General features: G+C 66.6%; 22 protein-coding genes. 14 read left to right on the top strand and 8 right to left on the bottom strand.

Annotated features, from left to right (window positions below):
• Positions 1-59: 59 nt before the first annotated feature.
• Positions 60-503, bottom strand: coding sequence for a GNAT family N-acetyltransferase (locus tag CLG85_RS02690; protein WP_095881938.1), 444 nt, complete (start codon positions 501-503; stop codon positions 60-62).
• A complete protein-coding gene (locus CLG85_RS02695) occupies positions 500-1,435 on the bottom strand; it encodes a nucleoside hydrolase (RefSeq protein WP_095881939.1) in 936 nt (311 codons plus the stop codon). Before CLG85_RS02695 ends, CLG85_RS02690 begins: the two co-directional genes overlap by 4 nt.
• A 252-nt stretch (positions 1,436-1,687) precedes the next feature.
• Between CLG85_RS02695 and zwf the strand changes: the two genes are divergently transcribed.
• The 4 genes from zwf to CLG85_RS02715 all read left to right on the top strand — a co-directional run bounded on the left by zwf (position 1,688) and on the right by CLG85_RS02715 (position 6,192).
• Positions 1,688-3,145, top strand: a complete 1,458-nt coding sequence (zwf, locus tag CLG85_RS02700; protein WP_095881940.1) for a glucose-6-phosphate dehydrogenase — start codon at positions 1,688-1,690, stop codon at positions 3,143-3,145.
• Complete coding sequence (gene pgl, locus CLG85_RS02705) at positions 3,142-3,819, top strand: 6-phosphogluconolactonase (protein ID WP_095881941.1); 678 nt, start codon at positions 3,142-3,144, stop codon at positions 3,817-3,819. The genes zwf and pgl overlap by 4 nt, the downstream gene beginning before the upstream one ends.
• 18 nt (positions 3,820-3,837) lie before the next feature.
• Positions 3,838-5,439 carry a glucose-6-phosphate isomerase gene (gene pgi / locus CLG85_RS02710; RefSeq protein WP_260348418.1) on the top strand — a complete coding sequence of 534 codons (1,602 nt, stop codon included), beginning with the start codon at positions 3,838-3,840 and terminating at the stop codon, positions 5,437-5,439.
• A 111-nt stretch (positions 5,440-5,550) separates the two neighbouring features.
• Positions 5,551-6,192 carry a PRC-barrel domain-containing protein gene (locus tag CLG85_RS02715; RefSeq protein ID WP_095881943.1) on the top strand — a complete coding sequence of 214 codons (642 nt, stop codon included), beginning with the start codon at positions 5,551-5,553 and terminating at the stop codon, positions 6,190-6,192.
• Between the two features lie 53 nt (positions 6,193-6,245).
• Here CLG85_RS02715 and CLG85_RS02720 read toward each other — a convergent pair whose 3' ends face one another.
• Complete coding sequence (locus CLG85_RS02720) at positions 6,246-6,680, bottom strand: cupin domain-containing protein (RefSeq protein WP_235865372.1); 435 nt, start codon at positions 6,678-6,680, stop codon at positions 6,246-6,248.
• A 93-nt stretch (positions 6,681-6,773) separates the two neighbouring features.
• On the opposite strand from CLG85_RS02720, the gene CLG85_RS02725 reads away from it, so the two are divergent.
• Together CLG85_RS02725 and CLG85_RS02730 are read left to right on the top strand one after the other, a co-directional pair.
• The gene (locus CLG85_RS02725) at positions 6,774-7,394 is read left to right on the top strand and encodes a holin-associated N-acetylmuramidase (protein WP_224846678.1); all 621 of its coding nucleotides are present in this window, start codon (positions 6,774-6,776) and stop codon (positions 7,392-7,394) included.
• Positions 7,385-7,900, top strand: a complete 516-nt coding sequence (locus CLG85_RS02730) for a holin family protein (protein WP_260348401.1) — start codon at positions 7,385-7,387, stop codon at positions 7,898-7,900. The genes CLG85_RS02725 and CLG85_RS02730 overlap by 10 nt, the downstream gene beginning before the upstream one ends.
• Before the next feature lie 136 nt (positions 7,901-8,036).
• Here CLG85_RS02730 and mepK read toward each other — a convergent pair whose 3' ends face one another.
• Positions 8,037-8,606, bottom strand: a complete 570-nt coding sequence (mepK, locus tag CLG85_RS02735; protein ID WP_095883008.1) for a peptidoglycan L,D-endopeptidase MepK — start codon at positions 8,604-8,606, stop codon at positions 8,037-8,039.
• A 345-nt stretch (positions 8,607-8,951) separates the two neighbouring features.
• Between mepK and CLG85_RS02740 the strand changes: the two genes are divergently transcribed.
• Genes CLG85_RS02740 through CLG85_RS02755 form a run of 4 tightly spaced genes read left to right on the top strand, consistent with a single transcriptional unit; the run spans position 8,952 to position 13,277 of the window.
• Positions 8,952-10,622, top strand: a complete 1,671-nt coding sequence (locus CLG85_RS02740; RefSeq protein WP_095883007.1) for a L,D-transpeptidase family protein — start codon at positions 8,952-8,954, stop codon at positions 10,620-10,622.
• A 31-nt stretch (positions 10,623-10,653) separates the two neighbouring features.
• The gene (gene lpxD, locus CLG85_RS02745; protein ID WP_095883006.1) at positions 10,654-11,766 is read left to right on the top strand and encodes a UDP-3-O-(3-hydroxymyristoyl)glucosamine N-acyltransferase; all 1,113 of its coding nucleotides are present in this window, start codon (positions 10,654-10,656) and stop codon (positions 11,764-11,766) included.
• 45 nt (positions 11,767-11,811) lie between these two features.
• The gene (locus tag CLG85_RS02750) at positions 11,812-12,072 is read left to right on the top strand and encodes an acyl carrier protein (protein ID WP_095883005.1); all 261 of its coding nucleotides are present in this window, start codon (positions 11,812-11,814) and stop codon (positions 12,070-12,072) included.
• A complete protein-coding gene (locus tag CLG85_RS02755; protein WP_095883004.1) occupies positions 12,069-13,277 on the top strand; it encodes a beta-ketoacyl-[acyl-carrier-protein] synthase family protein in 1,209 nt (402 codons plus the stop codon). Before CLG85_RS02750 ends, CLG85_RS02755 begins: the two co-directional genes overlap by 4 nt.
• A gap of 98 nt (positions 13,278-13,375) precedes the next feature.
• Here the strand turns inward: CLG85_RS02755 and gap are convergent, their stop codons facing one another.
• On the bottom strand, positions 13,376-14,377 hold the full coding sequence (gene gap, locus CLG85_RS02760; protein ID WP_095883003.1) for a type I glyceraldehyde-3-phosphate dehydrogenase: 1,002 nt from the start codon (positions 14,375-14,377) through the stop codon (positions 13,376-13,378).
• 245 nt (positions 14,378-14,622) lie between these two features.
• On the opposite strand from gap, the gene CLG85_RS02765 reads away from it, so the two are divergent.
• Positions 14,623-15,588 carry a DUF808 domain-containing protein gene (locus tag CLG85_RS02765; RefSeq protein ID WP_095883002.1) on the top strand — a complete coding sequence of 322 codons (966 nt, stop codon included), beginning with the start codon at positions 14,623-14,625 and terminating at the stop codon, positions 15,586-15,588.
• Positions 15,589-15,726: 138 nt separating this feature from the next.
• Here CLG85_RS02765 and tkt read toward each other — a convergent pair whose 3' ends face one another.
• Positions 15,727-17,745: a transketolase gene (gene tkt, locus CLG85_RS02770; protein ID WP_095883001.1), complete on the bottom strand. Its 2,019-nt coding sequence runs from the start codon at positions 17,743-17,745 to the stop codon at positions 15,727-15,729.
• A 318-nt stretch (positions 17,746-18,063) separates the two neighbouring features.
• Between tkt and CLG85_RS02775 the strand changes: the two genes are divergently transcribed.
• Both CLG85_RS02775 and CLG85_RS02780 read left to right on the top strand, forming a co-directional pair.
• Positions 18,064-18,573, top strand: a complete 510-nt coding sequence (locus CLG85_RS02775; RefSeq protein WP_224846688.1) for a hypothetical protein — start codon at positions 18,064-18,066, stop codon at positions 18,571-18,573.
• Positions 18,573-18,995, top strand: a complete 423-nt coding sequence (locus CLG85_RS02780; protein WP_260348402.1) for a cell division protein ZapA — start codon at positions 18,573-18,575, stop codon at positions 18,993-18,995. The genes CLG85_RS02775 and CLG85_RS02780 overlap by 1 nt, the downstream gene beginning before the upstream one ends.
• A 189-nt stretch (positions 18,996-19,184) precedes the next feature.
• Here CLG85_RS02780 and eno read toward each other — a convergent pair whose 3' ends face one another.
• The gene (eno, locus tag CLG85_RS02785) at positions 19,185-20,462 is read right to left on the bottom strand and encodes a phosphopyruvate hydratase (protein ID WP_095883934.1); all 1,278 of its coding nucleotides are present in this window, start codon (positions 20,460-20,462) and stop codon (positions 19,185-19,187) included.
• A gap of 249 nt (positions 20,463-20,711) precedes the next feature.
• Here eno and CLG85_RS02790 point away from each other — a divergent pair, with 249 nt between their 5' ends.
• A complete protein-coding gene (locus CLG85_RS02790) occupies positions 20,712-21,899 on the top strand; it encodes a mechanosensitive ion channel family protein (protein ID WP_176476702.1) in 1,188 nt (395 codons plus the stop codon).
• A gap of 18 nt (positions 21,900-21,917) precedes the next feature.
• Here the strand turns inward: CLG85_RS02790 and CLG85_RS02795 are convergent, their stop codons facing one another.
• Positions 21,918-22,811 carry a DMT family transporter gene (locus CLG85_RS02795; RefSeq protein ID WP_260348403.1) on the bottom strand — a complete coding sequence of 298 codons (894 nt, stop codon included), beginning with the start codon at positions 22,809-22,811 and terminating at the stop codon, positions 21,918-21,920.

The raw sequence follows: 22,811 nt of genomic DNA on the forward strand, positions 1-22,811 counted from the left end.
GGAGGCGCTCCGGGAAAGGGGGGCTTCCCGGAGAGAGTGCGGCGGTCTGGGCGCGCCGCTCAGAGCGCGCAGCGCATCAGCGCGGCACCGCGGTCCTGCAGGCGGGCGCGGCGGCAGAAGCGCTGCAGGTGTTCGTCCTCGCGGTCCACTTCCATCTGCAGGGCGGTGATCCCGCCCTGGCGCAGCGCCTGGGTGAGCTGGAACAGCGCCTCGCTGCCCATGCCGCGGCTTCGCACCGCGGGGCGGATGTAGAGCTGGTCGATCGTGCCGGTCATCCCGCCGCTCTCCACCGACCAGCCGAAGCTGACGACCACGTAGCCGACAGGCGCCTTTCGCGGTCCGATCAGCCAGGCGGCGCCCTGCGGCGCGCCTTCGAGCAGCGGCGTCAGCGCGGCGGTGATCCGGGCCTCGTCGGGCTCTGTGCCGCGCTCTGCCTGGAAGCTGGCGACCATGGGCAGCAGCCGTTCGAGATCGTCGGGGCCGGCGAGGTGAAGGGATTTCATAGCTTGGCCAGCCTTTCGGTGAGCAGGGTGAAGAAGGCGTCGGCATCGAGATCGCCGATGAAGGTGGCGTTGGGCGCGCGGCCCGAGACCCCCCACCAGTCGGCCACCGTCATCCCGAGGGTCAGCTCGGAAGTGGTCTCGATCTCGACGTTGATATGCCGGCCCGAGAAGATCTCAGGGGCCAAGAGATAAGCGGTGACGCAGGGATCGTGCAACGGCGCTCCCTCCGAGCCATATTTTTCCAGGTCGAAGCGCTCGAAGAAATCGGTCATCTCGGCCACCGCCTTGCCCACCGGCGTGCCGAGCGCGCGGATCGCCTCGTTGCGCGGCTTGGTCACAAGGGCCTTGTGGGTGACGTCGAGCGGCATGACCACCAGCGGAATGCCCGCCCCGAAGACCTCGGCCGCGGCCTCGGGATCGACGTAGATGTTGAACTCGGCGGCGGGGGTGTAGTTGCCGACCTCGAAATAGGCGCCGCCCATGAGGACGATCTGCTGCACGCGCTCGACGATATCCGGCGCACGGCGGAAGGCGGTGGCGATATTGGTGAGCGGACCGAGCGGGCAGAGCGTGACCGAGCCCGCGGGCTCGGCGCGCAGCGTCTCGATGAGGAAGTCGACGGCGTGGCGCTCCTGCAGCGGCATGACCGGCTCGGGCAACTCGGGGCCGTCAAGGCCGGTCTTGCCGTGCACATGCTCGGCGGTGACCAACTTGCGCGTCATCGGCGCGTCGCAGCCGGCGAAGACGGGGATGTCGGTGCGGCCAGCCAACTCGCAGACGATGCGGGCATTGCGCGAGGTCAGGGGCAGCGGCACGTTGCCGGCGACGGCGGTGATCCCCAGCACCTCTAGCTCGGGAGAGGCGAGGGCCAGAAGGATGGCGACCGCGTCGTCCTGTCCGGGGTCCGTGTCGATAATGATGCGTCGTGCCATGGCCCGCCCCGAATTTCTCCCGCGCACATACCGCGGTCTTGTTGCTGTCATTTTGTTCTGCCCTTGCGTCGCACGGGCGCCCCGGCGGTTCAAGCGGCCTGTCGGCCTTCGGCAAATGGTTACCGGTGCGGTTTATCTTCCACCCGGCATTGCCGCGCTGCCGCAGGATGTTAGACTCGCGCCCGGCAATGCGGTAGGCAGGGCTCAGTTAGCGCTAACTGACGTAATAAGAGAATCGGAGACAGGCCCGAGATGGTTTCCCGCGTTATTCCCGTCGATCCTTTCGACCTGGTCATTTTCGGAGGCACCGGTGATCTTGCGCGCCGCAAGATCCTGCCCGGCCTCTATCGCCGGTACTGCTCGGGACAGATGCCCGGCGGCTCGCGGGTGATCGGCGCCGCGCGCTCCGAGATCACGGTGGACGAATACCGCGACATGGTGCGCGAAGCGATCCTTGAGTTCGGCAAGGCCAAATGCGATGACACGGCGCTGGACGAATTCCTCGACCTTCTTGGCTATGTCGCCGTGGACGCCCGCGGTGAAAGCGGCTGGTCCGAGCTGAAGGAGGCGCTGCGCGACGACGAGGGCATCGTGCGGGCGTTCTACTTCTCGGTGGGGCCGAGCCTCTTCGGCGATCTCGCCGAGCAGCTGCGCAGCCACGGGCTGACCAATCCCGATGCGCGGATCGTCGTCGAGAAGCCCTTTGGGCACAACCTCGAATCCGCCCGCGCGCTCAACGCAGAACTCGCGCGCCACTTCAACGAGACGCAGATCTACCGGATCGACCACTATCTCGGAAAAGAGACGGTGCAGAACCTCATGGCGGTACGCTTCGGCAACATGCTCTTCGAGCCGCTGTGGAACGCGCAATACGTCGATCACATCCAGATCACCGTGGCCGAGACGGTGGGCGTCGGCGGGCGCGGCAGCTACTACGACAAGTCCGGCGCGATGCGTGACATGGTGCAGAACCACCTGATGCAGCTCTTGTGCCTGATTGCCATGGAGCCGCCCGCGCGCTTCGAGCCCGACGCGGTGCGCGACGAGAAGCTCAAGGTGATCCGCGCGCTCGATCCGGTCGATCCCGACAGCATCGTGCGCGGCCAGTACACTTCGGACGGCGAAGTGAACTCCTATCGTGAGGACGTCGAGAACCCGGCCTCGCGGACCGAGAGCTTCGTGGCGATGAAATGCTACATCTCGAACTGGCGGTGGGCGAATACCCCGTTTTATCTGCGCACGGGTAAAAGGCTCTCAGCCCAGGCCTCCGAGATCGCCGTGGTGTTCAAGGACGCACCGCATTCGATCTTCGGCATGGACGCCGGACGGCATCGCAACATGCTGTCCATCCGGCTTCAGCCGAACGAGGGGATGACGCTGGGCGTAACCATCAAGGAGCCGGGGCCGGGCGGGATGCGGCTTGTCGACGTGCCGCTCGACATGTCCTTTGCCGATGCGCTGGGGCCGGATGCCGAAGATGCACCGGATGCCTACGAGCGGCTGATCATGGACGTTATCCGCGGCAACCAGACGCTCTTCATGCGCGGCGACGAGGTCGAGGCCGCCTGGGCCTGGACCGACCCGCTGATCGAGGGCTGGGAGCGCCGCGGCGATCATCCCAAGCCCTATGACGCGGGCAGCACCGGGCCGGATGACGCCGCCTTCCTGATCAACAAGGACGGCCGCCGTTGGCGGGGGATCAAGACATGAGCTACGAGTTCCGCGACTACCCAGACCGGGAAATGCTGGCGATCGACCTTGCCAACATGATCGCCGGAGAGCTGCGCGCGCAGCTCGACCATTCCAAGCGCGTGTCTCTCGCCGTGCCCGGTGGCACCTCGCCCGGGCCGATCTTCGACAGCCTCAGTGCGACCTCGCTCGACTGGGACCGCGTCGACGTGCTGCTCGGCGACGAGCGCTGGGTGCCTGAGACCTCGGAGCGCTCGAACACCCGGCTGCTGCGCGAGCGGCTGCTGACCGGCAAGGCCGCGGCGGCGCGGCTTCTGCCACTCTACGCCGAAGCCGAGACCCCCGAGGAGAAGCTCGAGGAACTGGCCGAGACGATCCGCCCCACGCTGCCGCTCGGTGTGGTGCTGCTGGGCATGGGCGCTGACCTGCACACCGCCTCGATCTTCCCCGGCGCCGACCGGCTGGCCGAGGCGCTTGCGCCGGATGCGCCGATCCTGCTGCCGATGCGCGCGCCCGGTGCGCCCGAGCCGCGGATCACCCTGACCGCACCGGTTCTGGGCGGGGCGCTGAACAAGCATGTGCTTATTTTCGGAGCGGAAAAGCGGGCTGCGCTGGAAAAGGCCAAGGGCCTTCCGCCCGAGGAGGCGCCGATCAACGCGGTGCTCGATCAGGCGGTGGTGCACTGGGCTGAGTGACGCTATCAGTCGGAACGGATCAACAGGGGACGAACCTCAATGTGGGATGACCTGAAACGCCTCGCGGCTGCACGTGAAGGCCGGCGGATCGATGGGCTCTTCACCGAAGACGCCGGGCGGGCGCAGACCTTCTCGGTCGAGGCCGAGGGGATGCTCTTCGACTACTCCAAGACACAGATTGACACCGAGGTGCTCGACGCGCTGCTCGACGTGGCGCGGGGTGCTGATGTCGAGGCACGGCGCGAGGCGATGTTCGGCGGCGCCAAGATCAACGAGACCGAGGGCAGGGCGGTGCTGCACACCGCGCTGCGCAACCTTGCCGGAACGCCCGTCGAGGTCAATGGCGCCGACGTGATGCCCGAGGTGCTGGACACCCTCTCGCGCATGGAAGCACTGGCTTCCGAGGTCCGCGCTTCCAAGGTCACTGACGTGGTGAACATCGGCATCGGCGGCTCGGACCTCGGGCCGAAGATGGGCACGATCGCGCTGGCACCCTACCACGATGGGCCGCGCTGCCATTTCGTGTCGAACGTCGACGGCGCGGATATCGCCGATGCACTGAAGCTCTGTGACCCCGAGACGACGCTCTTCATCATCGCGTCGAAGACCTTCACCACCATTGAGACCATGACCAACGCCCGCACCGCATGGGACTGGCTTGAGGCGAAAGGCGTTTCGACGGAAGGCAAGTTCGTCGCTCTCTCGTCCAATGCCGAGAAAGCGGGCGAATGGGGCATCCCGGCATCCCGCGTCTTCGGCTTCGAGGACTGGGTCGGCGGGCGCTATTCCATGTGGGGGCCGATCGGCCTGTCCATGATGATCGCCGTGGGGCCGGAAAACTTCCGTGCCTTTCTTGAGGGCGGGCAGGCGATGGACCAGCATTTCCGCTCGGCGCCGCTCGCAGAGAACATGCCGGTGCTGCTCGCCCTCGTAGGCATGTGGCACAACCAGGTGCTCGGCCACGCCACCCGTGCCGTGCTGCCCTACGAAAACCGCCTCTCCCGGCTGCCGGCCTATCTCCAGCAGCTCGAGATGGAGAGCAACGGCAAGTCGGTGGCCATGGATGGCGAGACACTGGTGTTTGACAGCGGCCCGGTGGTCTGGGGCGAGCCCGGCACCAATGGCCAGCACGCCTTCTACCAGCTCATCCACCAGGGCACGCGGGTGATCCCCTGCGAGTTCATGGTCGGTGCCCGCAGCCACGAGCCGAACCTGCGCCACCATCACAACCTGCTGCTGGCCAATTGCTTCGCCCAGTCCGAGGCGCTGATGCGCGGCCGCGATCTGGATGAGGCCCGCGGCAAGGTTGCGGGCAAGTTCCAGGGCGCCGAGTTGGAGCGCCAGGCCAAGCATCGGGTCTTCCCGGGCAACCGCCCCTCGACCACGCTGGTCTACCCGCTGCTCGATCCGCGTACGCTGGGGCTGATCGTGGCGCTCTACGAACACCGGGTCTTCGTCGAGGGGGTGATCCTCGACATCAACTCCTACGACCAGTGGGGCGTGGAGCTCGGCAAGGAGCTTGCGACGGCGCTTGGGCCGATCGTGTCGGGCCGGCAAAGCGCCGAGGGCAAGGACGGCTCGACCCGCCAACTTGTCGCATTCGCACAGCGCAATACGTAAAAAAAGTTCCACGTTATCAATGTAATTAAAATCGGGGCGCGGTCGGAACACGACCGCGCCCCGCGTGTTGAGAGGGCAGACAAGACGACGACTTCCCAAGGAGGAGCCACCATGAAACGTCTCACCACCACTGCCGCCATCATCGCCCTGACCGCCGGTACCGCCGTGTACGCTCAGGAGACCAACATGGACGCGGCAAAGGAAAATGCCGACGCCGCCGTGCAGAACGCCGAGCAGGCAATGGAGAACACCGGCGACGCCATCGAGAAGAAGACCGACGAGGCCGTGGCCGAAGGCGAGCAGGCGCTGGATGCCGCCGGCGACAAGATGGCCGAGGCCGGCGCCGAGATGAAGCAGGAAGCCGGCGAGATGGCTGCTTCGGCTGACAACATGTTCAACGGCGCGTCCGATGGCCTGATCCGCACCCGCGACATCACCGGCGGTGCTGTCTACGCGATCGACGCCGATGGCGACATGACCGACTGGGAAGATGGCATGGCCTACGACACGGTCTCGGAAGACTGGGATAACGTTGGCGAAATCGAGGACATCGTGCTGAACGCTGACGGCTCGTTCCGCGGCATCGTGGCCGAGGTCGGCGGTTTCCTCGACATCGGTGACAAGCACGTGCTGCTTGAGATCGACAACGCCAAGTTCGTTCCGATCGACGACGGCGAGTACTCGGTCGTGACCAACATGACCAAGGACCAGCTGATGGAGCTGGAAGACATCGACGAAGGCCCGATGAACTAAGGTATCTTCGTCGCAGCGAACCGGCCGGGGCCCATGCCCCGGCCGTTTTGCGTTCAGGCGATGTCGAACCCCGGAGAGGCCAGCTCGAAGCCCTCGAAGCGAAAACCGGGCGAGACGGTGCAGCCGACCAGCGTCCAGTCGCCGAGGCTGCGCGCCGCCTGCCAATGACCCTCCGGCACGATGCGCTGCGGCCGAGCCCCTGTACCGAGCTCCGGACCCAGCAGGTGGTCCATTTTCGGGCCAGCTTCCGTCTCGGCGATCGACAGCTCCAGCGGCGCCCCGGCATAGAAATGCCAGATCTCTACCGCGTCGACCCTGTGCCAATGGCTGCGCTCGTCACCCTTGAGCAGGAAATAGATACAGGTACCCGCCGGGCGCGCTCCAGCGTCCGCCCCGGCGATCCAGGTCTGCCGGTAGTGCCCGCCCTCGGGATGGGGCGCGAGCCCGAGCAGCCCGATGATCTCTTCCGCCGACATGTTGTCCTGCATCACACCCTCCGAACGCCGCGATGAAACTCCGTTTACGCCTTGTGGCAGACCATGGGGCCTCGGGGAACCCAGCGGTGACACAGGAGGCCGAAGATGACCGAAACCCCAGAGCTGCGGCGCATGGCGCAGGAGATCGTCGCGCGCGAGGGCGGCTATGTCGATGATCCGGACGATCCGGGCGGGGCAACCAACCACGGCGTCACCCTCGGCACCCTGCGGCGGCTCGGGCGGGATCTCGACGGCGATGGCGACGTCGACCGGGCGGACCTGCGGCGCCTTGGCGAAAGCGACGCGGCCGAGATTTTCCTGCGCGACTATTTTCACGCCCCGCGCCTCGGCGAACTGCCGCAGCTGCTGCAGCCCTCGGTCTTCGACATGTACGTCAACGCCGGTGCGGGCGCCGTGAGGCTGCTGCAGCGCCTGCTGAACGACATGGGCGAGTCGCTGGCAGAAGACGGGGTGATCGGCCCGCAGACCGTGGCCGCGGCACGCCGTGCCGCCGCGGCCGCGCCGGACCATATCGCCGACGCCTACGGCATCGCGCGCCGGAACCACTATTTCGCTCTGGCCGACCGCCGCCCCGCCAGCCGCAAGTTCGCCCGCAGCCGATCAGGCGGAAAGGGGGGCTGGATCCGCCGTGCCGAGAGTTTCATCTCGCCGCGGTTCCGGCTGACCGACGCGCAGTTCCGCGCCCGGGTGGCGGCATGGGCATGATAGACCGCATTCTCGCCGCGCTGGCCGGCCCCGGCAGCAGCGTGATCCGCGAGACCGCCGAAGTCTTCCGCGAGAACGCCGAGGCAGCCTCGGCGCGGGACACGGCGCTGCGCGCCGCCGCGCTTGACCAGTTTGCCCGCGAATTCGGCCGCACCGGGATCTCCCGCTTCGACCGGCTGGTCGACGCGCTCAATCGGTTGCCGCGCCCGGCCATGGCCTTCGGCACGCTGGGGCTTCTCGGCAGCGCCATGACCAGCCCCGAGTGGTTCGCCGCGCGGATGGCGGGGCTGGCGCTGGTGCCCGAACCGCTGTGGTGGCTGCTCGGCGCGGTGGTCAGCTTCTACTTCGGCGCCCGCCACCAGACGAAGGGGCAGGCGTTCCAGCGCGAGATCGCGGCCAGCCTCGCGCGCGCCGCGCACCAGGTGCCCGAGCCGGCGGACCCGGCAATCCCAGAGGGGAACGCCGCCCTCGCCGAATGGCGCGCCCTCCGCTCCGGCGCCGCGTGAGACCATTCACCTAGGTGAAAATATCCCGAGGGGCAGCCGCCGGCGGCGGCGGGGGCGGAGCCCCTCTGCACCCCCAAAAAAAGACAAAGGGCGCCCCGCGGGCGCCCCTGTCACACAAAAGAACCGAAAGGCCAGGTCAGCTGCCCCAGCTGCGCACCGGACCGCAATCCATATGCACGAAGTTCGAGCTGCTGTAGCGTCCGACGCCGCCCGCGTTGCACGATGCCGCGGCGCGCGCCATCTGGTTCACCGAGCGAGAGTTGAGCCGCAGGTCGGCTGCTTCGCCCTTGAGGTGACGCGAGTTCTTGGCAACCCCCGAGGACCGGGCCCGGAGCATCGCGTTGGTTTTCGGGCAGCGGTAGCCCGAGATCAGCATGTAGGGCTCGCTCACGTCCATGAGGTTGTGGGCTGCCGTCATGATGTCGATGGTGCGCGCGTCGATGTTTTTCACATCATTGGTGCGCCAGTCGCGCATGAAGTAGGAAATCTCCTTCAGCGCATCCGGGATGTATTCCCCTTCGATCCAGTAGATCATGTTGAGCGTCTCGCCGGTGCGGGCGGAATACATCCGCAGGCGGCGCACGTCGCCCGCGCCGCGCAGGAAACCTGCCGCGCTTGCGTAAGTGGGTGCTGCCGTGACGAGAGTTGCCGCGAACGCGCCAAGAAGGCCACGCCGCGAGATGCCGCTAGCTGTTTTGTCTGTCATGTGAAGCGCCTGTCCCGTTTAGTCGCTGTGCCTGTTTGTTCCGCCTCGTTGGGCGGACCTACCATCTTTCCCCCAGATGTGCGGCTTTTATGGCACAGGAAAATTTATCGATGAAGGATATTCTCCTACCCCTAGTGGGTTCCCCGGCGAAATCGGCGAAATTTTGCGCACTGGCCGAGAAGCAGCGTTGCAGCCAGCGGGAACCTCAGTGCCGCCTGTGCATTGGCGTATCAGCTGCGGAAAACTCGCCGATCACGCGAGATTGTGTGTGGACAAGCCCCACCGCCGCACCGGAAAATCGCCGATAGGCAAGAATGCAGAATATTACGGGTCGACATGGGTAAAATGCGGAATCTCCGGCGTGGAAGTGGTCTTGTGGGGCTTGTTCTGGCAGGGGCGCTGATCGCGCTTCCGGCAGGGCGTGTCGGCGCCCAGGAGCTGTCGCAAGGGCTCTCCCAGGAGGTGAACCAGGCGCAGGAGGTCATCCAGGGTCTTTCCATGACCGCCTACCGCCAGGCGGTGGCCGAGAATCTCTCGGGCAACGAGGGGCTCGCCGCCTTTTACCGGATGCGCGATTTTGCCCCGATATGGACCGGCCCGGACGAGACCGCGGCGTTGCGCCGGGCGGCGCTGATCGAGGCGCTCGGGACGGCCTCGGTGCACGGGTTGCCGACGCAGCGCTACGATCTCGACGGGCTGATCCGCAAGATGCGCCACGTCGAGGGGGAGCGCGCCCGCGGCGAACTCGAAGTCGAGATCAGCCGCACCTTCCTGCAATACGCCCGCGATCTGCAGAGCGGCATCCTCACCCCGCATGACGCCGACGCCGGCATCAAGCGCGAGGCGCCCCGGCGCGACCCGAAGATCCTGCTCGAGGTTCTGGCGGCGAGCGACCCGCACCAGGTTCTTCAGCACCTTGCGCCCGCGTCGGATGAATACGCCCGCCTGCTGCGCGCCAAACTGAAGCTTGAAAGAATTGTCGCCCGCGGCGGATGGGGACCGACCGTACGCGCTGCCAAGCTCGAGCGGGGCCAGCGTGGCGGCGACGTGATTGCGCTGCGCGACCGGCTGATCGCCATGGGCTATCTCGCACCGACGCTCTCGGCCGAGTATGACGACACGCTGCGCAGCGCGGTGATGCGTTTCCAGGAGAGCCACGGTCTGGCGGTGGACGGCGTTGCCGGATCCGGCACGCTCAGCCAGCTCAACATTTCCGCCGAGGACCGGCTGAAGTCGGTTCTGGTCGCGATGGAGCGCGAGCGCTGGCTGAACCTGCCCGAGGGGCTCGGGAAGCGGCACATCATGGTCAACCTCACCGATTTCCACGCCGAGATCGTCGACGATGGCAAGGTCACCTTCGAGACCCGCTCGGTCGTCGGCTCGCCCGAGGATGACCGGCGCACGCCGGAATTCTCGGACCAGATGGAATTCATGGTGATCAACCCGACCTGGTACGTGCCGCGCTCGATCGTGGTGAACGAGTACCTGCCGCTCCTGCGCAGCAATCCGGGCGCCGCCGGCCATCTCGAGATCACCGACCGACAGGGACGGGTGGTGAACCGCGCCAACGGCTTTGCGCAATATACCGCGTCGAGCTTCCCCTTTGCCATGCGCCAGCCGCCGGGGCCGCGCAATGCGCTGGGGACGGTAAAATTCATGTTCCCGAACAAGTACAATATCTATCTGCACGACACGCCGTCGAAATCGCTCTTCGACCGCACCCAGCGCACCTTCTCGCACGGCTGCGTTCGCCTGAGCGACCCGCATGACTTTGCCTATGCGCTGCTGGCGCGGCAGAGCTCAGACCCGGTGGGGCTCTTCCAGTCCAAGCTCAACACCGGGCGCGAGACGCGGGTGAACCTCGACCAGCCGGTGCCTGTGCACCTGATCTACCGGACCGCCTTCACCACGGTGAAGGGCGAGATGGAGTATCGCGCCGATGTCTACGGCCGGGATGCGCGAATCTGGGACGCGCTGAGTGCCGCAGGGGTGGTGCTGGCGGGCGGGCCGAGTTAAATCCTCGGGGGAGAGCATCCCGGAGGATCCCATGTCCCTAGACAGCACCGTACACACCCACAGCATTGCCCAGATCGCCGCCGCGCTTGGTCTGCAGGCCGAGGGCGACGTCGAGATCCGCATCGCCTCGGTTGCCGAACCGGCGCAGGCCGGCGAGGATCAGTTGGCGCTGGCAATGAAACCCGAGTTCGCCGCGCAGATCGGCGAGGGCAGGGCCCGCGCCGCCATGCTCTGGGAGGGCGCCGACTGGCAAGCCATGGGGCTGCAGGCCGCGATCCTCGCACCGCGCCCGCGCCACGCGCTCTCGGGCCTGTCGGCCATGCTCGACCGCGGCAACGGCTACGGTGAGGGCATCCACCCCACGGCCCTCGTGGATCCCAGCGCGGAGCTGGGCGAGGGTGTCTCGGTCGGCCCCTACGCGGTGATCGGCGCGCGGGTGAAGATCGGCGCGCGCTCGGTGATAGGGCCGCAGGTCTTCATCGGTGAAGATTCGACCCTCGGTGACGATGCGGTGATCCACTCCGGCGTGCGCATCGGCGCCCGGTGCACCATCGGCAAGCGCTTCTTTGGGCAGTTCAACTGCGCCATCGGCGGCGACGGCTTCAGCTACGTGACCCCCGAGGTCTCGGGCGTCGAGAAGGCCCGCGCCAGCCTCGGCGAGGAGGGCACCCAGAATGCGCAGCAATGGGCCCGCATCCACTCGCTCGGAGCGGTCACAATCGGCGATGACTGCGAGGTCGGCGCCAATGCCACCATCGACCGCGGCTCGGTGCGCGACACCCGGATCGGCAATGGCACCAAGATCGACAACCTCGTGATGATCGGCCACAACGTCGTGGTCGGGGACAACACGCTGATCTGCGGCTGCTGCGGCATCGCCGGCTCGACGAAGATCGGCAGCAACGTGGTTCTCGCCGGCCAGACGGGCGTGTCTGACAATATCTTCATCGGCGACAACGTGATCACCGGCGGCGGCACCAAGGTGCTCTCGAACGTCCCCGCGGGCCGCGTCATGCTCGGTTACCCGGCGATGAAAATGGAAAGCCACGTCGAGACTTACAAGGGCTTGCGCAGATTGCCACGGCTCTTCAAAGAAGTCGCCGAGCTCAAGAAATCTGTTTCCAAGCTCATGGGGAATGAGTAAGCCGACGCTGACACTGACGCTGCGACGACAAGGGGAGCGCCGCACATGACTGTGAAAGACAAGGTCATCGAGATCATCGCCGAACAGGCCGTTCTCGAACCCTCGGACGTGACGATGGACAGCACGCTCGAGGACCTGGGGATCGACAGCCTTGGCCTCGTCGAGAGCATCTTCGCCATCGAGGAAGCCTTCGATATCTCAGTTCCGTTCAATGCCAACGAGCCGGAACAGAGCGATTTCGACATCTCCTCGGTGTCGACCATCGTCGCCGGGATCGAGAAGCTGGTGGCCGAGCAGACCGCGTGAAACGGGTCGTCATTACGGGCGCAGGCACGATCAACGCGCTGGGGCGCGGCGTGCCTGCGACATTCGAGGCCATGCGCGAAGGGCGCTGTGGCATCGGGGAACTGGAATTCCGGGACGTCGAGCGCCTGGCCATCCGCATCGGCGGGCAGGTCAAGGGCTACGAGCCGGAAGAGACCTTCAACCGCCAGCAACTCGCGCTCTACGACCGCTTCACGCAATTCGCGTTGATCGCGGCACGCGAGGCCATCGCGCAGGCCGGGCTGGAGTTCCACGGCGATCTGGCCGACCGCTCCGGCGTGGTCCTGGGGACCTCGGGCGGCGGGCTCACCACGCAGGACGAGAATTACCGCTCGGTCTACGAAGAGGGCAAGAACCGCGTTCACCCCTTCGTCGTGCCGAAGCTGATGAACAATGCCGCCGCCAGCCATGTCAGCATGGAGTTCAACCTGCGGGGCCCGACCTTCACCGTCGCCACCGCCTGCGCCAGTTCCAACCACGCCATGGGGCTCGCCTTCCAGATGGTCCGCTCGGGCGCCTGCCCGGCGATGATCACCGGCGGTTCGGAATCGATGCTCTGCTTCGGCGGTGTGAAGGCCTGGGAAGGGCTGCGGGTCATGTCCAAGGACGCCTGCCGGCCGTTCTCGGCCAACCGCAACGGCATGGTGCAGGGCGAGGGCGCGGGGGTCTACGTCTTCGAGGAGTATGAGCACGCCCGGGCACGCGGCGCCGACATCCTTGCCGAGGTGGTTGGTTTTGCCATGACCTCGGATGCCGCTGATATCGTCATGCCCAGCAAGCAGGGCGCGGCGCGGGCGATTTCGGGCGCGCTGCGCGACGGGGGCATCGACCGCGACGAGGTGGGCTACATCAACGCCCATGGCACCGGCACCGCCGCCAACGACAAGACCGAATGCGCCGCCGTGGCCGATGCCATGGGGCCGCAGGCCGACCGGCTGATGATCTCCTCGACCAAGTCCATGCACGGCCATTGCATCGGCGGTACCGGCGCGGTCGAGCTTCTGGCCTGCATCATGGCGCTCCGCGACGGGGTGATCGCCCCGACCATCAACCACGAGGAATTCGACGCGGAATGCGCGCTCGACGTGGTGCCCAACGAGGCGCGCGAGGCGGATGTGTCGGTGGTGCTGTCGAATGCCTTCGCCTTCGGCGGGCTGAACGCGGTGCTGGCGCTGCGCAAGGTATAGCGGCGCTGTGCGAAGCCACGGATGGACATGCAAAAAGGGCGGCCGAATCGGCCGCCCTTCGCTATTTCGGCTGACCCCGAAAGATCAGTGCCTCGGGATCAGTGCAGGGTGCGCCCCAGGACCGCGGCGACATCCGCCATGCGGGCCGAGAAGCCCCACTCGTTGTCGTACCAGGCCAGCACGCGCACGGTGCGGCCGATGACCTTGGTCTGGTCCGGCGCGAAGATCGAGCTGTGCGTGGTGTGGTTGAAATCGATCGAGACCTTGGGCTCGGGATCATAGGCCAGAACCGAGCCCATGCGGCCGGCAGCGGCCTCGCGGATGATCTCGTTGACGTCGGCGACGGTCACGTCCTTGCCGGCCTGGAAGGTCAGGTCCACGGCGGAAACGTTCGGCGTCGGCACGCGGATCGACGAGCCGTCGAGCTTGCCCTTGAGGTTCGGCAGCACCTCGCCGAGCGCCTTGGCGGCGCCGGTGGAGGTGGGGATCATCGCCATGGCGGCGGCGCGGGCGCGGTAGAGGTCCTTGTGGCGGCGGTCCAGCGTCGGCTGGTCGCCGGTGTAGGAGTGGATCGTGGTCATGATCCCGCTCTCGATGCCGATCGCCTCGTCGAGCACCTTGGCCAGCGGCGCGAGCGCATTGGTGGTGCACGAGCCATTGGAGATCATCGTGTGACCCTTCTCCAGGTCGCGGTGGTTCACGCCGTAGACGACGGTCTTCTGCACGTTCTTGGCCGGGGCCGAGATCAGCACCGACTTCGCACCCTGGTGGATGTGCTGCACGGCCTTCTCGCCGTCGTTGAAGTTGCCGGTGCACTCCAGCACGACGTCGCAGCCGGTCCAGTCCAGTTCCTTCATGTCGTAGGTCGACATGACCTCCATCGGGCCGCGGCCGATGTCCATGGTGGTGCCATTGACCCGCACCTCGCCGCCGAAGCGGCCGTGCACGCTGTCGTAGCGCAGCAGGTGGGCGGCGGTGTCGAGCGGGCCGGTGGCGTTGATCTTCACCACCTGCACGTCGTTGCGCGCGCTCTCGGCGATATGGGCGAGGGTGCAGCGGCCAATGCGGCCGAATCCATTGATGCCGACGGTCACGGTCATGGAGCGGTCTCCTGGTCAGGATAGGGGAGGAAGAAGGATAACTTTCTTACTCGTATACAGAGGTGTGCCGCCGCAGCAACGCGAAAAGTGAAGGAATTGCAGTATGTTAGCGATAAACCGCGCTGCGGGCGCTAACATGGCGTGCTGATAGCGCATAAGCTTGGGCAGTGCCGTGACGGCAGGTTCGCGCCTTGCACAATGGCCGCGCCGAATTACCTTGGGTCGCAAACAGCACGGAGCAGAACATGAGCGGACTTCTCGCGCTTCTCGACGACGTGGCGGGAATCGCCAAGATCGCGGCCGCCTCGGTCGATGACATCTCGGCCAGCGCCGCCAAGGCCGGCTCCAAGGCCGCGGGCGTGGTGATCGACGACGCGGCGGTGACGCCGAAATACGTGGACGGCTTCGAGGCCAAGCGCGAGCTGCCGATCATCTGGCGCATCGCCCGTGGCTCGGTGTTCAACAAGATCGTCATCCTTCTGCCTCTGGCCATGCTGCTGTCGAGCTTCGCGCCGTGGATGATCCCGCCGCTGCTGATCGCCGGCGGCTCGTTCCTCTGCTTCGAGGGCGCGGAAAAGGTGCTGCACGTTCTGCGTCCCGGCGCGCATGGCGAGGCGAAGAAGACCGCCGAAGGCGCCAATGCCGCGCATCTCGAGGAGCAGAAGGTCAAAGGCGCCATCAAGACCGACTTCATCCTCTCCGCCGAGATCATGACCATCGCGCTCTCGGCCATCGACGCACCGGAGCTCTGGGTGCGCGCCGCCGCGCTCGGCATCGTCGCCCTGGCCATCACCGCGGGCATCTACGGCACGGTGGCGCTCATCGTGAAGATGGATGACATCGGCCTCTGGATGGCCCGCGTCGGGCGCTTCGGGGTGACCCGGTCGATCGGCCGCGGCATCGTCAAGGGGATGCCCTGGGTGATGAAGATCCTCGGCACCGTCGGCACCGTGGCGATGCTCTGGGTGGGCGGGTCGATCATCGTGCATTCGCTGGCGCAAATGGGATGGCACCTGCCCGAGGAGACCATCCACCACTGGGCCGAAGCCGCCACCCACGGGCTCTCCGAGGAGCTGCGCCCCGCCGGACTCTGGACCGTGACCGCGGTGATCGACGGCGTGCTCGGGGTGCTCTGGGGCATGATCCTCGTGCCCATCGTCACGAAAATCTTCTTCCCGCTCTTCGGCATCCAGCGCAAGGAAGCGCACTGACCCGATCAGTTGCATAACCGGCCGACCATGTGAAAAGGGCGCCCCGCAAGAGGCGCCCTTCGTCATTCTTCTCTTTCCAATTATGCCGGGGGTGAGCCCGAAGGGCGAGGGGGCAGCGCCCCCTTGCCGGCGCTCGGGTCAGAGCAGCCCCTTGGCCTTGGCAACCACGTTCTCCGCGGTGATGCCAAACTTCTCGTAGAGCACTTCCGCCGGGGCCGAGGCACCAAAGCTGTCCATGCCGACGAAGGCCTGCTTCGCCTCACGGCCGCGCTCGCCGAGCAGCCAGCGGTCCCAGCCGCCGAGACGGGTCGCCGCCTCGATGCCGACGCGCACGGGACCGGCCGGCAGCACGCGCTTGCGATAGGCCTCGTCCTGCTGCGCGAAGAGCTCCATGCAGGGCATGGAGACGACGCGGGTGCCGATGCCCTCGGCCTGCAGCGCGTCGCGCGCGGCCAGGGCGATCTCGACCTCGGAGCCGGTGGCGATCAGGATCACCTGCCGCTTGCCCTCGGCCTCGGCGAGCACATAGGCGCCCTTGGAGGTGAGGTTGCCCGTCTTGTGCTCGCGGCGCACGGTCGGCAGGTTCTGGCGGGTCAGCGACAGCACCGAGGGCGTGCCCTTCTGCGTCAGCGCCACTTCCCAGGCTTCCGCAGTCTCGATGGTGTCGGCCGGGCGGAACACCAGGGTGTTCGGCGTCGCGCGGCTGATCGCCAGGTGCTCGACCGGCTGGTGCGTCGGGCCGTCCTCGCCGAGGCCGATGGAGTCGTGGGTCATCACGAAGACCGTCGGGATCTGCATCAGCGCAGCGAGGCGCATCGAGGGGCGGGCGTAATCGGTGAAGGCCATGAAAGTGCCGCCGTAGGGGCGCAGGCCCCCGTGCAGCGCCATGCCGTTCATCGCCGCCGCCATGCCGTGCTCGCGGATGCCCCAGTAGACGTAGCGGCCCTTGCGGCTATCCACGTCGAAGACACCGAGGTCACCGGTCTTGGTGTTGTTCGAGCCGGTAAGGTCGGCCGAGCCGCCCACGGTCTCGGGCATGATCGGGTTGACCACCTCGAGCACCATTTCCGAGCTCTTGCGGGTTGCGACCTTCGGGCCTTCTTCAGAGATCTGCTTCTTCAGCGCGCGGATCACCGCCGAGAGCTTCTTCGGGGTGTCGCCGTCCTGCTGGCGGGTGAATTCCTTCTGGCGGCTGTCCGAAAGGGCGGCAAAGCGCTCTTCCCACTCGGCGCGGTCAGCGGCGCCACGGCTGCCGACTTCTTCCCACCAGTTCTTCACCTCGGCGGGAACCTCGAACGGGCCGTAGGCCCAGCCCCAGTTCTCTTTCGCCGCGGCATTCTGCTCGGCGTTGGTCAGCGCGCCGTGACCCTTCGAGGTGTCCTGCGCGGCGTGGCCGAGGGCAATGTGCGTCTTGCAGGCGATCATTGTCGGCTGCGCGCTCTTCTTGGCTGCCGTGATGGCCGCGTCGATCTCTTCGGGGTCATGGCCGTCGATCTCGATGACCTCCCAGCCCGCGGACCGGAAGCGGCTCACCTGGTCGGTCTTGTCCGACAGTTCCACCTTGCCGTCGATGGTGATGCCGTTGTTGTCCCAGAACACGACGAGCTTGCCGAGGCCGTAGCGGCCCGCGAGGGTGATCGCCTCCTGGCTCACGCCCTCCATCAGGCAGCCGTCGCCGGCGATGACATAGGTGTGGTGATCCACGACCTTCTTGCCGAAGCGCGCGCGCAGTATCTCTTCCCCCATGGCGAAGCCGACGGCGGTGGCGATACCCTGGCCGAGCGGACCGGTGGTGGTCTCGATGGCGTCGGCGTGGAAGTTCTCCGGGTGGCCGGCGGTGCGGGCGCCCCACTGGCGGAAGTTCTTCACCTCGTCGAGGGTGATCTGCTCGTCACCCGCAAGGTAGAGCAGCGAGTAGAGCAGCATCGATCCATGGCCGGCCGAGAGGATGAACCGGTCGCGGTCCGCCCACTTCGGGTTCTTGGCGTCAAATTTCAGGTGCTTGCAGTACAGCACGGTGGCCACGTCGGCCATGCCGATGGGCATGCCGGAGTGGCCGGAATTTGCGGCCGTGACCGCGTCCAGCGTCAGCGCACGGATGGCGCAGGCGCGGGTCCAGTGGTCGGGGTTCTTGGCTTTGAGTGCAGAAATGTCCACGGGGCTTTGTCCTCTTGCCGGAAGCCTGTCAGCGGGCTCAATAGCAGTGCTACGGATAAGTTCAAGCGCAGTGGCAGGAACTTGTCATGCGCAGGATGAAGCACGCGCCCTAAGGCCTTGGAACATATGGCGCGCATTTTCCCGGCCCTCTTGTTATCCTTTTTCGCGACGCGGGCGCATTGATTCGCCTTCCCGGACTCTTTGGTATAGGTCGGCGGGACCCGGATGCGGGCCGCCACGGGCCCTGCTGCAAGGACCCTCCGAAGGACAAGCGGAAAAGATGATGCTCGGAAAGAGGCAAGGAACAAGGGACGCAGGATGAGCCAGATCGACGAGTTGCACTCCAGGATCACGCGCGCGCTCGACCGCATCTCGACAGGAGTCGAGGCGCTGGGGCCGGCACAGCCGGGCGCGCAGGGCGTCGCGGAGAGCGAGATCGCCACGGCGCTGGAAGAGGAGCGCATGGCCAATGCCCAGCTCGAGGAGCGGGTGCGGCAATTGCACGCGCAGCTGGAAAACGCGCCGGAAAGCGCTGCCGCGCCCGAGGCGCTTGCCGCGCAGCTGGCCGAGCAGCAGGAGGCCCTCGCGGCGCTTGACGGCGAGCTCCAGCGGCTGCGCCAGGCCAATGACATGCTGATGCGCTCGCAGGCCGAGATGCGCGCCGCGCTCGAGGCCGGGATCGGCGAGCCGCATCTGGTCAACCAGGCCATGCTGGCCGAACTCGACTCGTTGCGCGCCGCGCGCGGCGTCGAGGAAGCCGAGGCACGGGCGCTGCTGGCGGGGCTGACCCCGGTGCTGGCCGCCGCGACCAACCCGGAGGAGCTGTGATGTCCCAGATCGAAGTCGAGATCCCGATCGGCGGCCGCCTCTTCGAGGTCGCCTGCCAGGAGGGCGAAGAACAATATCTCCAGGCCGCCGCCCGCATGTTGGACACCGAGGCGCAGGTGCTGGTCGGACAGATCGGCCGCATGCCCGAGGCGCGCATGCTGCTGATGGCAGGGCTGATGCTGGCGGACAAGACCGCCGGGCTCGAGGATCGCCTGCGCGAGACCGAGGACCGGCTGCGCGAGTCCGAGGAGCGCATGGCCGCCATGGCTGCCGAGGTGCGCGCCCTGCGCGACGCGCCGCCGCCCGAAGCCGAGCGCGTCGAGGTGCCGGTGATCCCGCGCAGCCTGACCGAGGCGATGGCCGAGCTTGCCGCCCGCGCCGAGGCGCTGGCCGAGGCGGTCGAGGAGAAAAGCGCCTCCTGAGCCTTTCTTCTAGGTCCAAATATCCCGGGGGAGTCCGCGCAGCGGACGGGGGCAGAGCCCCCTCGGAGCCTTCCGCATGTGGCGCCGCCGGGAGAGAGCGTATTTGGAAAGAGAAGAAGCGCCGGGCGGCGGCGGCACTGAAAAGGGCGGGGAAATTCCCCGCCCTTCGTCTTCCAGGATCGTCGCGGATCAGCGCTTGAGGATCGAGCGTCCGGCGTATTCCGCGGCTTCGCCGAGCATCTCCTCGATGCGGATGAGCTGGTTGTACTTGGCAAGCCGGTCCGAGCGGGCCAGCGAGCCGGTCTTGATCTGGCCGCAGTTGGTGGCGACGGCGAGGTCGGCGATGGTGGCGTCCTCGGTCTCGCCCGAGCGGTGCGACATCACGTTGGTGTAGCGCGCGCGATGCGCCATATCGACGGCCTTCAGCGTCTCGGACAGGGTGCCGATCTGGTTGACCTTGACCAGCATGGAGTTGGCCACGCCCTGCTCGATGCCCATGGCGAGGCGCTCGGGGTTGGTGACGAAAAGATCGTCGCCGACCAGCTGGACCGATGCGCCGAGCTTGTCGGTGAGCAGTTTCCAGCCTTCCCAGTCATCCTCGGCGCAGCCGTCCTCGATCGAGATGATCGGGTAGTCTTCGCAGAGCTTGGCAAGGTACTCGACGTTCTCGGCGGAGGTGAGCGAGAGGCCTTCGCCCTTCATCTCGTATTTGCCGTCCTTGAAGTATTCGGTCGAGGCGCAATCGAGCGCGAGGTAGATGTCCTCGCCGGGGGTGTAGCCGGCCTTCTCGATCGATTTCAGGATGAAGTCGAGCGCGTCCTTGGTCGAGGCGAGCTCGGGGGCAAAGCCGCCCTCGTCGCCGAGGCCGGTGGACATGCCCGCCGCCGAGAGTTCCTTCTTCAGCGTGTGGAACACCTCGGAGCCCATGCGCACGGCTTCGCCTATGCTGGTTGCCGAGACCGGCATGATCATGAATTCCTGGATGTCGATCGGGTTGTCGGCGTGCTCGCCGCCGTTGATGATGTTCATCATCGGCACCGGCAGGACCCGCGCCGAGGTGCCGCCGACGTAGCGGTAGAGCGGCTGGCCGGTGAAATCGGCCGCGGCCTTGGCGACCGCCAGAGAGACACCGAGGATTGCGTTGGCGCCAAGCCGGCCCTTGTTGTCGGTGCCGTCGAGTTCGATCATCGCCATGTCGATGGCCAGCTGCTCTGTGGCATCGAAGCCGACGATGGTCTCGGCGATCTCGCCGTTCACCGCGGCCACGGCCTCGAGCACGCCCTTGCCCATGTAGCGCGTCTTGTCGCCGTCGCGCTTCTCGACAGCCTCGTGCACGCCGGTCGAGGCGCCCGAGGGCACCGCCGCGCGGCCCATGGTTCCGTCTTCCAGCGTGACGTCGACTTCGACGGTGGGGTTGCCGCGGCTGTCGAGGATTTCGCGGGCGTGAATGTCGATGATGATGCTCATGGGTCCCTCGCAAAGGAATGGGTTCGCGACGAGCTATAGCAGGGGTTCGGCAGATGTAAATAATCACGGTAACGCTAACATGGCCTGTTCCCATGGGGTTGCGCTAACAACCCCATGGGCTTGCATGATTGTTTTTTGCCCTGCCGGAAATGGCCTCTAGGTTTTTGCTGCAGACGCACAGTCAATGTTCAGCAGGAAAGGCCGCGCGAGGGGTGCCGAGGGGAGGACGGCGCCGCGCGGAGATGGCGCATGGAAGACGAACTCAGCCAGATCGGCCAGCAGGTGGCCGACATCTCCGAGCTCGACCAGCTCGAGCAGCAAGTGGCGGATTTTTCGGAAACGGTCGAGGCGATCATCCCGGTTCTGCCAGGCTGGGTGATGCCCGCGGTGGTGCTGGGCCTGGCCTTCCTGATCGGGGTGCTGGCCTTCCGGCTGGTCTTCGGCCTGCTGACAAGGGCCGTGGCCAAGCGCGATCTCTTCTGGCGCAGCCTCGTGTCGCGCACCCGCCGCCCGCTGCGCATGGGGCTGGTGGTGTTCTTCCTGGCCATCGGCGTGGCGGTGGCTCCGCTCGATGCCGCCTGGCGAGAGCTGGCGCAGCATGCGCTGCTGATCGCCTTCATCATTCTTGTCGCCTGGGTGGTGTACACCGCGCTGAACATCTGGACCACGGTGCGGCTGCGAAAGTTCTCGCTAGATGCCGAGGACAATTTCCTCGCCCGCAAGCACGTCACGCAAAGCCGCATCCTGGTGCGGCTGACCGGCTGGCTGCTCCTTATCGTCACCATTTCGGCGATCCTGATGACCTTTCCGGGGGTGCGGCAATGGGGCGTGTCGCTGCTGGCCTCGGCGGGGGCGGCGGGCATCGTGGTGGGCTTTGCCTTCCAGCCGGTGCTGAAGAACCTGATCGCCGGCATCCAGCTCGCCATCACCCAGCCGATCCGCATCGACGACGCGGTGATCGTCGAGGGCGAATGGGGCTGGATCGAGGAAATCACCGGCACCTATGTCGTCATCAAGATCTGGGATTGGCGGCGGCTGATCGTGCCGCTGAGCTACTTCATCGAGCAGCCCTTCCAGAACTGGACTCGCGACGGCTCGTCGCTGATCGGCGGGGTGCTGCTGTATCTAGATCACTGCGCCGACATCGGCAGGATCCGCGACAAGATGAACGAGATCTGCCGCGAGAGCGAACTCTGGGACGGCAACGTCTGTCACCTGCAGGTGAACGACTTCCGCGAGCGGGTGATGGAGATCCGCATCCTCGCCTCGGCCCGCAACGCCCCGCGCACCTATGACCTGCGCTGCGAGATCCGCGAGAAGCTGATCACCTGGATCCAGCGCGAGATGCCCGAGGCGCTGCCGCGCACCCGCGAGACGGTCTCGGTGGATGCCGCGAACAGCGTGACGGCGCCGGGAATCGAGGTCGTGGGCGGGTGAGGCGACGTCCGGCGGCTCTCAGAGCCCCCGGCTCACGTCCCGTTGCTGCTGTGCCCGCACGAGCCGGTGCTCACGCACGAAGGTGTAGAGCCCGGCACCGAGGATCAGCGCGGCCCCCGCGAGGGTCCAGCCATCGGGGCGCTCGCCGAAGACCAGCATCCCGAGGCTCGCGGTGAAGATCAGCCGGGTGTAGCGGAAGGGCGAGACCGCCGCGACCTCGGCCATGCGCATGGCGTTGGTCACCGCGAGGTAGCCGCCCGCGGTCACCGCGATGGCGGCCAGCATCGGCGCCAGGGCCGGCAGGGTGAAGACCGGCGCCCGGCCCGAGATGAGCAGCAGCACGAGGCCCACCGGCGCGATGGAAATCATGCCCCAGGCCGAGACCACCACCGAGGGGATCGCGGCAGGCAGGGTGCGGGTCACCAGGTCGCGTGCGGCAAGACCGATGACCCCGACGACGGCGAAAATCTCCCAGCCGGTGAATTCCGCGCCGAAGGGGCGGATCACCATCAGCATGCCGACAAGACCGACGCCGATCGCCGACCAGCGGCGCCAGCCGACCGTCTCGCCAAGGAAAAGCGCCGCGCCCAAAGTCACCGCCAGCGGCGCGGTCTGCATGATCGCCGCCATGACCGAGAGCGGGATATAGGTCAGGCCGATGATCATGCCGAGCCCGCCGACCATCTCGAAGAGGTTGCGCAGCAGCACACGCGGGTGCAGCGCGTCGGCGCGGCGCAGCGGCAGCCCCTTGAGCCGGGCGAGGATCAGGAAGACGCTGCAGCCGCCGAGCCCGATGGCCATCATGACCTGACCGGAGGGCGCCTGCAGCGTCGACAGCTTGATGAAGGCGTCGCTGAGAGCCAGCAACGCCATGCCAAGCACCATCAGGGCGATGGCGCGGAGGGTATCCAT

Source organism: Alloyangia mangrovi, from assembly GCF_002300555.2.
In the GTDB taxonomy this organism is placed as follows: domain Bacteria; phylum Pseudomonadota; class Alphaproteobacteria; order Rhodobacterales; family Rhodobacteraceae; genus Salipiger; species Salipiger mangrovi.

Excerpts from the sequence above, each read along its gene's own strand:
- CLG85_RS02690 (WP_095881938.1), bottom strand. The coding sequence starts at position 503 with ATGAAATCCCTTCACCTCGCCGGCCCCGACGATCTCGAACGGCTGCTG.
- CLG85_RS02695 (WP_095881939.1), bottom strand. The coding sequence starts at position 1,435 with ATGGCACGACGCATCATTATCGACACGGACCCCGGACAGGACGACGCG.
- zwf (WP_095881940.1), top strand. The coding sequence starts at position 1,688 with ATGGTTTCCCGCGTTATTCCCGTCGATCCTTTCGACCTGGTCATTTTC.
- pgl (WP_095881941.1), top strand. The coding sequence starts at position 3,142 with ATGAGCTACGAGTTCCGCGACTACCCAGACCGGGAAATGCTGGCGATC.
- CLG85_RS02715 (WP_095881943.1), top strand. The coding sequence starts at position 5,551 with ATGAAACGTCTCACCACCACTGCCGCCATCATCGCCCTGACCGCCGGT.
- CLG85_RS02720 (WP_235865372.1), bottom strand. The coding sequence starts at position 6,680 with ATGCAGGACAACATGTCGGCGGAAGAGATCATCGGGCTGCTCGGGCTC.
- CLG85_RS02725 (WP_224846678.1), top strand. The coding sequence starts at position 6,774 with ATGACCGAAACCCCAGAGCTGCGGCGCATGGCGCAGGAGATCGTCGCG.
- CLG85_RS02730 (WP_260348401.1), top strand. The coding sequence starts at position 7,385 with ATGGGCATGATAGACCGCATTCTCGCCGCGCTGGCCGGCCCCGGCAGC.
- mepK (WP_095883008.1), bottom strand. The coding sequence starts at position 8,606 with ATGACAGACAAAACAGCTAGCGGCATCTCGCGGCGTGGCCTTCTTGGC.
- CLG85_RS02740 (WP_095883007.1), top strand. The coding sequence starts at position 8,952 with ATGCGGAATCTCCGGCGTGGAAGTGGTCTTGTGGGGCTTGTTCTGGCA.
- lpxD (WP_095883006.1), top strand. The coding sequence starts at position 10,654 with ATGTCCCTAGACAGCACCGTACACACCCACAGCATTGCCCAGATCGCC.
- CLG85_RS02750 (WP_095883005.1), top strand. The coding sequence starts at position 11,812 with ATGACTGTGAAAGACAAGGTCATCGAGATCATCGCCGAACAGGCCGTT.
- gap (WP_095883003.1), bottom strand. The coding sequence starts at position 14,377 with ATGACCGTGACCGTCGGCATCAATGGATTCGGCCGCATTGGCCGCTGC.
- CLG85_RS02765 (WP_095883002.1), top strand. The coding sequence starts at position 14,623 with ATGAGCGGACTTCTCGCGCTTCTCGACGACGTGGCGGGAATCGCCAAG.
- CLG85_RS02775 (WP_224846688.1), top strand. The coding sequence starts at position 18,064 with ATGAGCCAGATCGACGAGTTGCACTCCAGGATCACGCGCGCGCTCGAC.
- CLG85_RS02780 (WP_260348402.1), top strand. The coding sequence starts at position 18,573 with ATGTCCCAGATCGAAGTCGAGATCCCGATCGGCGGCCGCCTCTTCGAG.
- eno (WP_095883934.1), bottom strand. The coding sequence starts at position 20,462 with ATGAGCATCATCATCGACATTCACGCCCGCGAAATCCTCGACAGCCGC.
- CLG85_RS02790 (WP_176476702.1), top strand. The coding sequence starts at position 20,712 with ATGGAAGACGAACTCAGCCAGATCGGCCAGCAGGTGGCCGACATCTCC.
- CLG85_RS02795 (WP_260348403.1), bottom strand. The coding sequence starts at position 22,811 with ATGGATACCCTCCGCGCCATCGCCCTGATGGTGCTTGGCATGGCGTTG.